Origin of the sequence: Sphingomonas sanguinis, assembly GCF_001476905.1 — a bacterium.
GTDB classification, from domain to species: Bacteria; Pseudomonadota; Alphaproteobacteria; order Sphingomonadales; family Sphingomonadaceae; genus Sphingomonas; species Sphingomonas sanguinis_B.
Map to the genome: position 1 here is coordinate 1 of NZ_LDTE01000083.1, position 12,884 is coordinate 12,884.

A 12,884-nucleotide genomic window follows, 5' to 3' on the forward strand; every position below is an offset into this window, starting at 1 on the left:
TCGAAAAGGCGATCAGCGCCTGGGTGGCGTACAGTTCGGGCGCACGGGTCAGGTTGGTCGAGAAGCTGTCGGCATAGGCGGCGACCGCGACCAGCGCGATGGCGAACATGACCGGATGGGTCAGCCGGTTCACGTCCAGCGTCACCGCGCTCATGACGACGCCCGCGATCGAGGAAACGAAGGCGATGGCGAACAGCGTGCCGAACTGGTCGTTATTCTGGCCCAGCGTGGTCAACAGACCGACCGCGCCGAAATTCTGCTCCGAAAACACGATCCGCGCCATGATCGTGACGATAGCGAATCGGACGATGTCCATCGAGCCCAGCCAGCGCGTGTTGAGCAGCGGATTGGTGCGATGATGCTCGATCCAGAGCGCGGCGGCGAGCAGGGGGATGGCGATGGCGAGCGCCCAGCCGATCCACGCCGCCTGCGTCCACCAGACCAGCCGCCCCTGGCCCAGGACCGCGCAGAACAGCCCGATGGCGGGGGCGTAGAGCGCGAAGGTCAGGAAATCGAGCGGCTCGAACGCCTTGACCTTCTGCGTCGGCGGCAGGCGCAGTGCGATGATCGAGGCCAGGCTGATCGCCGCCAGCCCGAACTCGAACATATAGAGCGTGCGCCAATGCGACATGGCGAGCAGCTCGGGCGAGAACAGCCGGGCCAGCGGCGTCGCGCATTGCGGCACGCCGATGCCCAGCACGATCGCCTTCAACCGCCAGCGCGCGGGCAGCGCCTGCATCATGTAATAGAGGCCCAGCGACGACAGAGCGGCGGCCGCCATGCCGCTGGCGGCGCGCACCGCGATCGCGGTGGAGAAGTCGCGCACGAAGAGATGGGCGAAGGCAAGGATCGTATAGAGGCCGGAGAAGAGCAGCGCGAAGGGCCGCAGACCGAATTGCTGGCGGAACTTGATCAGCAACAGGTTGATCGACGCGTTGGTCATCACATAGGCGATGGGCAGCCAGGCGATCTCCGTCGGGTCCAGCCCCAGCGCGCCCTGCAACTGCACCGTATTGACCTGGACCAGCGCATTGCCGAGACCACCGGTCAGCCCGATCAGCACGGCGATGACGCCGTATGCCAAGCGTCGCCGGTTGGGATGATCGAAATTGCCCGGCGATCCGGGAATGGTCGGCCGTTCATGGGGGGCGAAGGACCATTCCTCCTCGCTCCAGAATTGCCGAAACCGCGATGCCATCCCCGTCCTTTCACGCCCCAGCGCCCAACGCACAACCCACCGACTCGGATGCGTCGGGCAAAAGGATGGCCAAGGAACTGGATGGACCGTGTTTTTATACTGTCCCATCAGTGCGCTATAGGTCCGATGGGGCCGAAATGGGGATACGGCCGAACGCCTCAAAGGGTTGTTGACCCAGTCTGACTAAACATAGATTAGTGCTGATGGTGAGCGTTGGGGAATGTGGTGTTGCGACAGAAGGAAACGGAACCTGTCTATCGCGAACTCATAGACGCTCTGGCCGACAATGTCGTGCCCATGGTCATCCTGTGCGGCATGGTGGCCGCGACCGGCCTGTATATCTGGCTGATCGTGCCCAACATCCTGGCGATCGTCACCAACGTGCTTTGCGTGGCGATGAGCCTCGTGAAGATCGGCATGATCCTCCATCATCAACGCCATCGCGCCGCCTACCGCGTCGCGTCGCTGGAGACGCTGCAGCGGTGCGAGTGGCTTCACGCCGTCACGACGATCGCGGTATGCGCGTCGATCAGCCTGTTTTCGATCGCGATCTATAGGTTGTCCGAGACGGCTCTTCACCCGCTGCCGGTCGCCATCGCCTTTGGCTATAGCGCGGGACTGATCGCTCGGCTGTCGGTCCGGCCCTGGATTGCCAGTACCGGCATCCTGTGCCTGGTGCTGCCCAATGCGCTCGCCACGGCGCTGCTCGGCCCGCGTCACGTTTTCGTCGCCCTATTCCTGGCCGTCTTCGCGATCGCCGGGCTTCAGAGCGTCGCCTTCGTTCATGCCACGGCCCGTCGAGCGGTCGCGCTTCGCTTGGAGTTGGAAAGCCTGGTACGGCGCGATCCGTTGACCGGCCTGTTAAATCGGCTGGGCCTGCGGGAGGCCTTTGAGGCGCTGGCCGCCGACAGCGGGCAGTCGGTTGTCGTCCACGCCTTCGACCTGGACGGTTTCAAGGGGGTGAATGACCGGTTCGGTCACAGCGCAGGCGACCGCGTGCTGGCGGTGCTGGCCTCACGCATTCAGGCCAGCGTGCGTGACGACATCATCGTCGCACGAACCGGCGGCGACGAGTTCGTCATGGTGCAGCGCGGGGACGAAGCGGCCGGAAGGGCGCTGGCCCATCGCATCCACGAGCAGCTGACCCGTCCCTGCGACCTGGGTCCCGACCAGGTGATCTCGGTTGGCCTCAGCCTCGGCTATGCGGTCGGCATGTTGCCCGAGGCGCAGTTCGAGACGCTGATCCACCAGGCCGATGAACGCTCCTATGCGGTCAAGCGTGCGGGCGGCGGCGTTCGCGGACCGGACGCCACGCCCCCGCAGCCCGATATCGTACTTCCCGGCGCCAAACTGCTCAGCCGTCGAGCATAGCCCGGATACGCGCTGCCAAGTCGGCGAAGTCGAAGGGTTTGGTGATCAGCGCGACCCCTGCGTCCAGCCGTCCGCCATGGACGATCACGTCGCGGGCATAGCCGGTGGTGAACAGGACCTTGAGCTCCGGGTGCAGCGACCGCGCGGCCGAGGCGAGGTCGGCCCCCGTCATCCCGCCCGGCAGCACCACGTCGGAAAACAGCAGTGCGATTCGGCTCGCCTCGGGCGCGTCGAGCAAGGCCAGCGCCGAGGCCCCGTCCTCCGCCTCCAGCACGTCATAGCCGAGTTCGCGCAGCGCCTCGGTCGAATAGGCGCGGACATCGGCGTCGTCCTCGACCACCAGGATCGTCTCGGACCCGTGTGTCGGGCGCTGAATGGCCGAAGCGGCCTCGGCCGGCGCGGTGGCGGTGCCGTGGAAACGCGGCAGGAACAGGGTGACGCAGGTGCCCTCGCCCGGCGTGGATTCGATCTGCACCTGGCCGCCCGACTGTTTGGCGAAACCATAGACCATCGACAGGCCCAGCCCCGTCCCCTTGCCGACCTCCTTGGTGGTGAAGAACGGCTCGAACACGCGGCCCAGCGTCGCGCGGTCCATGCCGGTGCCGGTATCGCTGACATGGATCGCGACATAATCGCCCGGATCGGTCGGATAGGGCACGGGCCCTGCCGCCATCGTCGCCAGCCCGTCGAGCGTGGCGTTGCGCATCGTGATCGACAGGGTGCCGCCATGCGGCATTGCATCGCGCGCATTGACCGCCAGGTTCAGGATCGCGCTTTCCAGCTGGTTGGGATCGGCCTCGACCGCCCAGAGATCGGGGGCGGCGTCGACCGCCAGGCTGACCTGTTCGCCCAGCGTGCGGGTCAGCAGGTCCGACAGCCCCTCCACCAGGCGTGGCGTATCGACCGATTGCGGCGCCAGCGGCTGGCGCCGGGAAAAGGCGAGCAGCCGCTGGGTCAGCGTCGCGGCGCGCTTGGCCCCGGTCATCGCGTTGGTCGCGACCCGCCTGGCGCGCGGATTGTCGCCCTCCGGCAGGAAGCGGTCGAGCATCTCCAGATTGCCGACCACGACCTGGAGCAGATTGTTGAAGTCGTGCGCGATGCCGCCGGTCAGCTGGCCGACCGCCTCCATCTTCTGGCTCTGGCGCAGTTGCGCCTCCATGTCGTGCAGCCGTTCCTGCTGGGCCAGCCGGTCCGATACGTCGGTCGCGAACTGATAGGCGCCGATCGGCGTCCCCTCGGTCGAGACCAGCGGGCTGAAGCGCAGCTCGTAATGCCGCCGCTCGCCCGCCAGATCGTCCAGCGCCTGGATGACCGCAAACTCCTCGCCCGCCAGTGCGCGTGTCCAGTAATCGCGCATCACCGACAGGATCTCGGGCCGCCCGGCCATCGCCTCGCTCTTGTGCTGGCCGATCTGCGGGCGGGTGCCGAACAGCCGCTCGAAATCCTCGGCTGCCGCGCGGTTGATCGCCAGATAGCGGTGGTCGAAGCCCAGCACCTGGACCAGCGTACCGGTCGAATCGATGATGTCGGCGAACAGCTTGCGCTCGGCCAGCGCTTCCATGACGCGGCGTTCCAGCACGGCATTGACGTCGCGCAGCGTCGCTTCGGCACGGCGGCGCTCGTCGATATCGATGACCGACCCGACCATGCCCAGATAGGCGTCGTCATCGTCGAAGCGCGGCATCGCCGTGACCATCATCCAGCGATAGCCACCCTCGGCCTGGGCCAGGCGAAACTCGATCTGAAACGAGTCGACCTGCGCGATCGCGGTGCGGAAGGCGTTCTCGACCGGCTGGCGATCATCGGGATGGAGCATCTTCACCCAGCCGAAGGCCAGGCCGTCCTCCACGGCTTGGCCGGTCTGCACCTGCCATGCGCGGTTGATATAGGTGCAATGCCCCTGCGGATCGGTGACCCACATGATCATCGGCGCATAGTCGGCGACGTTGCGGAAGCGGGCTTCGCTCTCGCGCGCGGCGGACAGGGCGCTCTCGCGCTCCTGCCGGTCGCGCATCCGGGCGCTGCTGTCGATCACGGTCGCCATGATGCCCGCCGGGTGGCCGCTTTCGTCGGCGATCGGGGTATAGTCCAGGTCCAGCCAGTGCTGCTGGGCCGCCCCCCTCTGGCCGAGCATCATCGCCTGGTCGCGAAAGGCGAGCGTGCGCCCGCTCAACCCTTCGGCCAACACCTGCGCGTTGAAGGCCGCCGCCTCCGGCCAGCAGGGCACCAGCGGGCTGCCCAGCATCGCCGGATGGCGATCGCCCGAAAAGGCGGCATAACCGGCATTGTAGATCAGGATGCCCTCCGGCCCCCAGATCGTCGCCATGGGAATCGAGGACGCCAGGATGATCGCGATCGCGGTCAGGCGGCTCTGCGGCCAGCCGGACATGGGGCCGAGCGGCGTCGACGACCAGTCGAATCCCGCGATCAACCGTCCCATCTCGCCGCTTCGCGCCAGAACAGCGGCGAAACCGGGTGGGATGTCGGCAGGGTCGTGGGCAGTCGCGATCATGCTCGGTTCGTTTCCCCCTCCGAAACCTGGCCTCCGCTCGCTGTAGCGTTGCTTGGCCGGGAGGAACAGAGGGTGTTCACCGTATCTTGCTCTGTATGGATGAAATTTTCGTCCGTCCGTGTCTCGTCTTGATCGCGATGGGCGGGGATTGTGAAGTTGGGTCGTCAACGCGACGATATTTTGCCCCGCTACACTCCCCACGGTTCGGCGGTGGCGCGAAGCACTTTGTCACGGAGCCGATAGGCAGGTGCCATGTTGGACTGCTAAGGATGTTGGAAAGACAGGAGAGAGACAGACATGAGCGCCCATGTTCACCCCGTTCCCGACTGGGCCGATAGCGCGTCCATGGATGCGCAAGGCTATGCCCGCGCCTATGCGGCGGCCAAGAGCGACCCGGACGGCTATTGGCGCGAACAGGCCGGGCGGCTCGACTGGATCACACCCTTCACCAGCGTGAAGGACACCAGTTTCGACGAGGCGGATTTCCGCATCAACTGGTTCGCCGACGGCCAGCTGAACGTCGCCGCCAACTGCATCGACCGCCATCTGGAAACCCGCGCCGATCAGGTCGCGATCCTGTGGGAGGGCGACACGCCCGGCACCGATCGCCGCATCACCTATCGCGAACTCCACGAGCAGGTGTGTCGCCTCGCCAATGTGCTTAAAGGCTTGGGCGTCGCCAAGGGCGACCGCGTCACCCTCTATCTGCCGATGATCCCCGAGGCGGCCTTTGCGATGCTGGCCTGTGCTCGGATCGGCGCGATCCATTCGATCGTATTCGGAGGTTTCTCCCCTGAAAGCCTCGCCAACCGAATCGTCGATTGCGATTCGCGCATCGTCATCACCGCGGACGGCGGCTGTCGCGGGGGCAAGGCTGTACCGCTGAAGGCCAATGTCGACGCCGCGCTGGAGCATGACGGCGTCGCGGTCGATCATGTCGTCGTCGTCCGCCATAGCGGCGCGGACGTGACGATGAAGGACGGTCGCGACCAATGGTATGGCGATCTGGTCGACGCCGCCGCCACCGACTGCGCGCCTGAGCCGATGGGCGCGGAGGACCCGCTGTTCATCCTCTACACCAGTGGTTCTACCGGCAAGCCGAAGGGCGTGCTGCATACCAGCGGCGGCTATCTGCTCTGGGCGGCCTATACCCACCAACACGTCTTCGATTACCGCGAGGGCGAGGTGTTCTGGTGCGCCGCCGATGTGGGCTGGGTCACGGGGCACAGCTATGTCGTCTATGGCGCGCTGGCGAATGGCGCGACGACCCTGATGTATGAGGGCGTTCCCAACTACCCCGATTTCAGCCGCTTCTGGCAGATCGTCGACAAGTATCAGGTGTCGACCTTCTACGCCGCGCCGACCGCTTTGCGCGCGTTGATGCGCGAGGGCGACGAGTGGGTGAAGAAGACCGACCGCTCCAGCTTGCGCGTGCTGGGCTCGGTCGGCGAGCCGATCAACCCGGAAGCCTGGGAATGGTATTATCATGTGGTGGGCGAGGGGCGCTGCCCGATCGTCGACACCTGGTGGCAGACCGAGACGGGCGGCCACATGATCGCGCCGATCCCGGGCGCCGTCGCGCTGAAGCCCGGCTCGGCCACGCTGCCGCTGCCCGGCGTGCTGCCGCAGATCGTCGATGCCGAGGGCCAGGTGCTGGACGGTGCGGTCGAGGGCAATCTGGTCATCGCCGACAGCTGGCCGGGGCAGATGCGCACCGTCTGGGGCGATCACGACCGCTTCTTCCAGACCTATTTCACCACCTATAAGGGCAAATATTTCACCGGCGACGGATGCCGTCGCGACGAGGACGGCTATTACTGGATCACCGGCCGCGTCGACGACGTCATCAACGTCTCCGGCCATCGCATGGGCACCGCCGAGGTCGAATCCGCGCTGGTCGCCCACGCCAAGGTCGCCGAGGCCGCCGTCGTGGGCATGCCGCACGATGTGAAGGGGCAGGGCATCTATGCCTTCGTCACGCTGAACTCCGGTGTCGAGGAAGACGAAGCCTTGCGCGCCGAGCTGGTCCAATGGGTCCGCCGCGAGATCGGGCCGATCGCCACGCCGGACGCACTTCAATTCGCGCCTGGCCTGCCCAAGACCCGCTCGGGCAAGATCATGCGCCGTATCCTGCGCAAGATCGCCGAGAACCAGGTCGACGCGCTGGGCGACACCTCGACGCTGGCCGACCCGGCGGTGGTGGATCACCTCGTCGCCAACCGGATCGAACCGGGCAAGAAGGCGGCCTGATCGGGAAGGGGGCCGCCGGGGTGGCGGCCCTCCTTTTCCTTGGGGTTCGACCCGAACCGATCAGGGCGCCTTGCGCACCGGCGGCATCGCCGCGCAGATATCCACACCTCCCGCCGGTACGGTAAAGAAGTCGTTCTTCCGATTCTCCCGCGCCTTGATCCAGGCGGCGAAGCGCGGCGAGGCCGTCTCGCGATACTGGTAATGCGGGCGCTCGGCGGCGGGAATGTCGCTGGCCAGCCGTGCCGACACGATGGGCAGGCGCTGGCCCTCGTCCTTGTAGAAGCCCAGGTCGCCCGTCCCGCGCGGCAGCGTCGACAGCGCGTCCATGCCGTCGACGATCCGACCGACCACCGCGACATTGCGGTCCAGCGCGCGCGGCGAATGGCCGATCAGGGTATAGAGTTCGGCTCCCGTCCCCGTGCTCGGTGCCAGATCGCGCGCGACCCCGACCATGCCATAGCAATGCGGAATCCACTCGCTTGTCGCATTGCCCGCCAGCGGCCAGCCGTTGCGGCTATAGCCGTCCCAGCTCGAATAGGGATCGGGCTTGGTCAGCCGCGCCACCGCGCTGTTGCCGGGCTGGTCATATTCGGCGGGGGGATTGGCGACGATGCCGGTCGGCAGCGGCTTCTTCTCGGTCGCGTCGCCCCATTGCGCGACGTAATTCTCCTGCACCCGGTACACGCTGGTCCCTGCGTCCCACCAATGCGTCCGCGCCAGCTTGCGGATATTGGCGACATGGACCGGCGCCTGCGTCGGGGCGAGCCGCATCGTCACCGTCCGTCCGTTCGACAGGGTGAAGACCAGGATCTCGTCGTCCGGCACCGCGATCCAGTCGCCGGGCAGCGGATCGCCGGGTTGGGCGGCGGGGGCTGGGGCGGGCGAGGCCTGCGCAAGAAGCGCGGCGAGCAGAAGCGCGATCGTCATGGGACGAAAGACTGCCTCAGTCCCCCGCCCCACGCAATCGCTTGCGCGGAACGAGGAAGCGCATTAGGGGCGCGTGTTCCAGGCATGAACTCATGCGGAGCGGTGGCCGAGTGGTCGAAGGCGCTCGCCTGGAAAGTGAGTATACGGCAAAACCGTATCGAGGGTTCGAATCCCTCCCGCTCCGCCAGCTTCTTCAAAATATGCAGTTAAAACAGGGCTTAAGGCTCTGTCTTATCCGATCGTGCCACATTACGACCAACATCCAAGTTTGTGTTGAGCATTCTACAATATTTTGCGTACGTTATGCCGGTCAGGGAGAGGGCATGTACGACGCTACCATTCACGCCAAGACATTGGCACGACAGTTCAAAGAAACAGATTTCTCAAGAGGCCTGTTGTATGTGCCGCTGAGCGACAAAGAGGCGGCACTCGAACGAGCAGTTCAAATCGCCGCTTCCGGATTTCCCCACATAAGTCTGTATCGCGGTAGTCGGGGAGGTAAACATGTTTACCAGCACTCGTCGGTCGAGCAGGCCCTTATAGTCCGCCATATCTCAAGCCACATTCGACAGGTTACAGGCGTCCGCCAAAGCGATAGGCAGGATATTGTTCGATGTATGATATCTCTGTTAAGTCAGGGTATTGTATATAAAGCTATAAAGCTTGATATAAAATCGTTTTACGAAACGGTTGATACCGATTTCATAGCGCAAAGCCTAAGAGGAGATAGCGCCTTTTCGCGGCAATCCGTGAATCTGCTGGAATCTTTCTTCGACGCTCTACGGCGGCAATCCATATCCGGTTTGCCTAGGGGGTTAGCGATCAGTGCTACTCTAGCGGAGTACGTCATGCGCGACTTTGATAGTCGGCTCGAAAAGTACAAAGGGGTGCGATTCTATAGTCGATTTGTCGACGACGTAATATTGATCGTCGACCAGAACGTCAATGTTGAGACTCTTATAGCTTACGCTCAAAGTGCGCTTCCGTCCGGTCTTAACCTCAGCAGAGTAAAGAGTAAAAGCTATAACTTCTCTTCACAAATTGCGAGGGACTCATCGTCGCCTGACTTAACCATTAATTTCCTAGGTTATCAGCTAGACGTTAATAAGATGTGCCGAGACGGCAGTAGCATTCAAAGGCGAGTAAGTGTCGATATTGCCAAGTCAAAGGTTAATAAATACAAGAGAAGAATAGTTAAATCTTTTCTTGAATTCAACAATGATGCAAACTTTTCCGTTTTGATGGGAAGAGTCAAAATGTTGACCTGCAATCATTCTTTTATAGACGAAAACAGCGGGCAGAAAAGATTTGTTGGATTAAGATACAACTATCCACTGGTGGATAGTGCGAAATCTGAGTCTATAAAAGAGTTGGATAACTTTTTTCGGAATGCTATCTATAATACGCATCCAAATAATCGAATCAAGCCATCTCTAAGTTCAATTCAGAAAAGACAGATTCTAGGGTTTTCATTCAAGAAGGGTTTTGAAGACAATATATTCTTCACTTTTTCATCCCGTGATATCATGATTATTTCGAGGTGCTGGGCTCATGCGTAAGACGGTTATTGCCAAAGGTAATATGCGGCGAGCCGACTTTATGCGCGCCGTGGTCACGGACACTTTACCAGAAGAAGTTCCTATCATATTTTCAAATGATGGGTTTTACTTAAATCTTAACGGCGCACGAAGCGTGTCAAGTGACGTCAGTGACTTCGTTGAGAAGCTTGTGACATCGGATAGGCATTATACGATACCCTATAGGTACCGTGTAGTGAAAGACCAAGCATCAACTCGTGGCTTAAGCCTACTCCATCCGGCGGCTCAACATAGAGTTGCCATGTTTTATCAAAAGCATGACTCTCTAATATCATATTATGCCAAAAAATCGGAAGTATCGTTGCGAACGCCCTACAAGGTCGGAAGCACCTACTTCATACGAGGCGTGAATACAGCGAAGAATACGCGTAAAGCGACCGACATTGATACGGTTTCTATTGAAAAAAGTGTATCCAATCCGGCTTCTTACTTTTCGTATAGTCATATCCGCCGGGCTCATCAATTTTTTGATTCAACAGAATACCTGCGTCTGGAAAAGAAGTTTTCAGTGTTCAGAGCGTTGGATGTCACTAAGTGCTTTAATAGTATATACACGCACACTATGTTTTGGGCGGTCAGTACCATAGGTATTGCTAAAAATAATACTATAGCATCTAGCTTCGGCAATGAATTTGATCGTCTGATGCAGTTCATGAATTATAACGAAACTAACGGTATATGCATCGGGCCGGAATGCTGTAGAATCTTTGCGGAAATAATATTGTCGCGTGTTGACCAGGATGTTTTAGAAAAGCTATCGGATATGGATATTATCCACAAATCCGACTTCGAAATGAGACGATATATTGATGACTTTTATGTTTTCGCAAAAGATATAGATACTGCGAACACGGTTCAAGGCGTCGTCACTGCTTGTCTTGCTGATTACAATCTGCATCTTAACGATCGCAAGACCGATACTATGCATAGGCCTTTTGCAACAAAGAAATCGCAAGCAATTTCCGACACTGACGCGGCAATAAATAATCTATCTGATCTGTTTATTGATACAGTAAATATTAATGGTAAGCCTTATTCGGTCCCCAAAAAAATAAATAGGGCAAACTCTATTATCAAACAATTCACAAAAAATATAAAGAATATATGCGTTACGTATAATGCAAATTATGAGATGGTGTCAGATTATATAATATCTGCTTTGAATAAAAGAGTCGTAGATATATCTGACGACATCATTCACATCCCCGAAAGCAGCGCGGATATTGAATCCTACATATCCGCGATCATGCTTCTATTGGAGTTAGCGTACTTTTTCTACACGGTTAATCCAACCGTAAGGTCATCGCTGAATATAGCCCGTGCAATAGTAACGTCTAACGAATTCTTCAAAAATAAAGCAATAGACCGACATGCTTTTTTCTCCGAAACGGTAGTACGTTGGACTATTGATTTATCTAAATCCATTAGGAACGGGGTTCATCATAGAAAACTGACAGCTGTTCCAGTGGAGGTTCTGAACGTCATAATACCGCTCGCTGAAATTGCCGGAAACGAACCCATTGTCGATTCTCTTATAAAAGAACTTTGCGATCAAATGAGCCACTTTGGCTACTTTGAGATCGTAACCTTTATATTTTTGACGAAAGGAAAACATTGCCATAGTGAGCGGATAAAGGAACTTTTTAATCGCGCAAAGCTTTTGATTGATGGTAGTAATGGAATTGCTGTCGATGGACAGGCCGCACACCTGTGCCTTGATTTGCTCAGTTGTCCGTTTTTGCCGCTTGAAAAGCGCGGATCGTGGTACAACAACCTGCGTGGGACTGTTGGGCTGCAAAAACTAACGAAGAGTGATGCGCAGGCGGCGGCAGCAGATTTTGAAAGTAAGCCTTGGTTTATCAATTGGGCGGGTGTCAACCTTATGAACATACTCAAAAAAAAGGAATTGAGTATCGTCTACTAAGTTGGCAAGAAGCGTATGGGGCTGTGGCGTCACTTGTAACGCGTTGATACGTTCCCGGAACGATAAGGCGCGTTTATTCTCCCGTTCGATGAGTGATTTGCTGCGGCAATGACCTTGGGCTTCGGTGATGAGCCATTGTGCACACACTAAACGTGGCATCGCAGCCCCACCCAGCGTAAGCCGCCGCGACTAGACCACGGCGCAACCGTCGACCGGTTCAGGTCTAATCTCTCCGTTGCTCGATCTGTCGTCTTGGTATGCATTCGGGATCGCATCGCTTTGGATCGGTTTCGATACATCCTACCCAAGGGTAACGTATAATAGGGATTCGACATTACGATACACTGGCTATATATGAGCCAGGTATTCGATACAGGAGTCGATCCCGTGACCCGCATCTTCCTCTACTGCCGTGTTTCAACTTCGGACCAATCCACCGACAATCAGGTCGGCGAGGTGGAAGCGGCAGGTTTCAAGGTGGAGCCGCGTCGCATCGTGGTCGAAACCGTGTCAGGCTCTGTTCCCGCTATGGAGCGCAAGGGCTTTGTGAAGCTGCTCGACCGCATGGAGGCCGGGGATGTGCTGCTAGTGACAAAGCTAGACCGCCTGGGCCGAAACGCCATGGATGTTAGGGCCACCGTGGATCGGCTGGCAGATGAAGGCATCCGGGTGCATTGCCTCGCCCTTGGAGGTGTAAATCTTACCTCCCCAGCAGGTCGCATGACGATGCAGGTTATCGCCGCCGTCGCGGAGTTCGAACGCGATCTACTCATTGAGCGAACCCAAGCAGGCCTGAAACGAGCAAAGGCGGAAGGAACGGCTCTAGGAAGGCCGCAGAGCCTTAGCGCTGCCCAGCAGAGTGAAATCCTAGCAGCGCGTCGAGAAGGTGCCTCTCTGGGCTTCCTAGCAAGCAAATACGGCGTTTCCCGTGCTGCGATCCAACGGGTGGAGAAGCGCGCCCTGTCATGAGCGGTGGCGCACCGCCGGCGGAAGGCAAATCATTGCCAATCGTTCTTCTTTTGTTCTATCTTGCTGGGAACATTGGAGATTGCACTATGCAGCACGATATGCAGGTTCGCTCACTCGCTAGGGTCCAAACCCAAT

The 12,884-nt window shown here is 59.2% G+C and carries 8 protein-coding genes and 1 tRNA gene; 6 read left to right on the forward strand and 3 right to left on the reverse strand.

The genetic code is table 11. The annotated features are described in order from the left end of the window. Positions 1 to 1,198: MFS transporter (locus SB4_RS13105; RefSeq protein ID WP_058752920.1), on the reverse strand; the 1,198-nt coding region annotated here is incomplete at its 3' end. Positions 1,199 to 1,423: 225 nt separating this feature from the next. Between SB4_RS13105 and SB4_RS13110 the strand changes: the two genes are divergently transcribed. Next, positions 1,424 to 2,569, forward strand: coding sequence for a GGDEF domain-containing protein (locus SB4_RS13110; RefSeq protein ID WP_193753816.1), 1,146 nt, complete (start codon positions 1,424 to 1,426; stop codon positions 2,567 to 2,569). Here SB4_RS13110 and SB4_RS13115 read toward each other — a convergent pair. Next, the gene (locus tag SB4_RS13115) at positions 2,553 to 5,081 is read right to left on the reverse strand and encodes a PAS domain-containing protein (protein ID WP_058752922.1); all 2,529 of its coding nucleotides are present in this window, start codon (positions 5,079 to 5,081) and stop codon (positions 2,553 to 2,555) included. The two genes, SB4_RS13110 and SB4_RS13115, sit on opposite strands and share 17 nt — an antisense overlap. 297 nt (positions 5,082 to 5,378) lie before the next feature. Between SB4_RS13115 and acs the strand changes: the two genes are divergently transcribed. Further along, entirely contained in the window at positions 5,379 to 7,331 is a 1,953-nt protein-coding gene (gene acs / locus SB4_RS13120; protein WP_058752923.1) for an acetate--CoA ligase, read from the forward strand. Positions 7,332 to 7,391: 60 nt separating this feature from the next. Here acs and SB4_RS13125 read toward each other — a convergent pair whose 3' ends face one another. Further along, positions 7,392 to 8,258: a peptidylprolyl isomerase gene (locus tag SB4_RS13125; protein WP_058752924.1), complete on the reverse strand. Its 867-nt coding sequence runs from the start codon at positions 8,256 to 8,258 to the stop codon at positions 7,392 to 7,394. 96 nt (positions 8,259 to 8,354) lie between these two features. Here SB4_RS13125 and SB4_RS13130 point away from each other — a divergent pair. From SB4_RS13130 to SB4_RS13140, 4 genes are all read left to right on the forward strand, one after another. Beyond that, positions 8,355 to 8,445 (forward strand) — tRNA-Ser (locus SB4_RS13130). A 136-nt stretch (positions 8,446 to 8,581) separates the two neighbouring features. Further along, on the forward strand, positions 8,582 to 9,817 hold the full coding sequence (gene drt3a, locus SB4_RS19010; protein WP_193753817.1) for an antiviral reverse transcriptase Drt3a: 1,236 nt from the start codon (positions 8,582 to 8,584) through the stop codon (positions 9,815 to 9,817). Next, positions 9,810 to 11,780 (forward strand): antiviral reverse transcriptase Drt3b, encoded by a 1,971-nt coding sequence (gene drt3b, locus SB4_RS19015; RefSeq protein ID WP_082670159.1) that lies wholly within the window; start codon positions 9,810 to 9,812, stop codon positions 11,778 to 11,780. Before drt3a ends, drt3b begins: the two co-directional genes overlap by 8 nt. Before the next feature lie 387 nt (positions 11,781 to 12,167). Beyond that, positions 12,168 to 12,749 carry a recombinase family protein gene (locus SB4_RS13140; protein WP_058752926.1) on the forward strand — a complete coding sequence of 194 codons (582 nt, stop codon included), beginning with the start codon at positions 12,168 to 12,170 and terminating at the stop codon, positions 12,747 to 12,749. Positions 12,750 to 12,884 lie beyond the last annotated feature (135 nt).

What these genes read in the sequence shown, in the direction of transcription:
- acs (WP_058752923.1), top strand. Translation starts at nt 5,379, where the DNA reads ATGAGCGCCCATGTTCACCCCGTTCCCGACTGGGCCGATAGCGCGTCC.
- drt3a (WP_193753817.1), top strand. Translation starts at nt 8,582, where the DNA reads ATGTACGACGCTACCATTCACGCCAAGACATTGGCACGACAGTTCAAA.
- SB4_RS13115 (WP_058752922.1), bottom strand. Translation starts at nt 5,081, where the DNA reads ATGATCGCGACTGCCCACGACCCTGCCGACATCCCACCCGGTTTCGCC.
- SB4_RS13125 (WP_058752924.1), bottom strand. Translation starts at nt 8,258, where the DNA reads ATGACGATCGCGCTTCTGCTCGCCGCGCTTCTTGCGCAGGCCTCGCCC.
- drt3b (WP_082670159.1), top strand. Translation starts at nt 9,810, where the DNA reads ATGCGTAAGACGGTTATTGCCAAAGGTAATATGCGGCGAGCCGACTTT.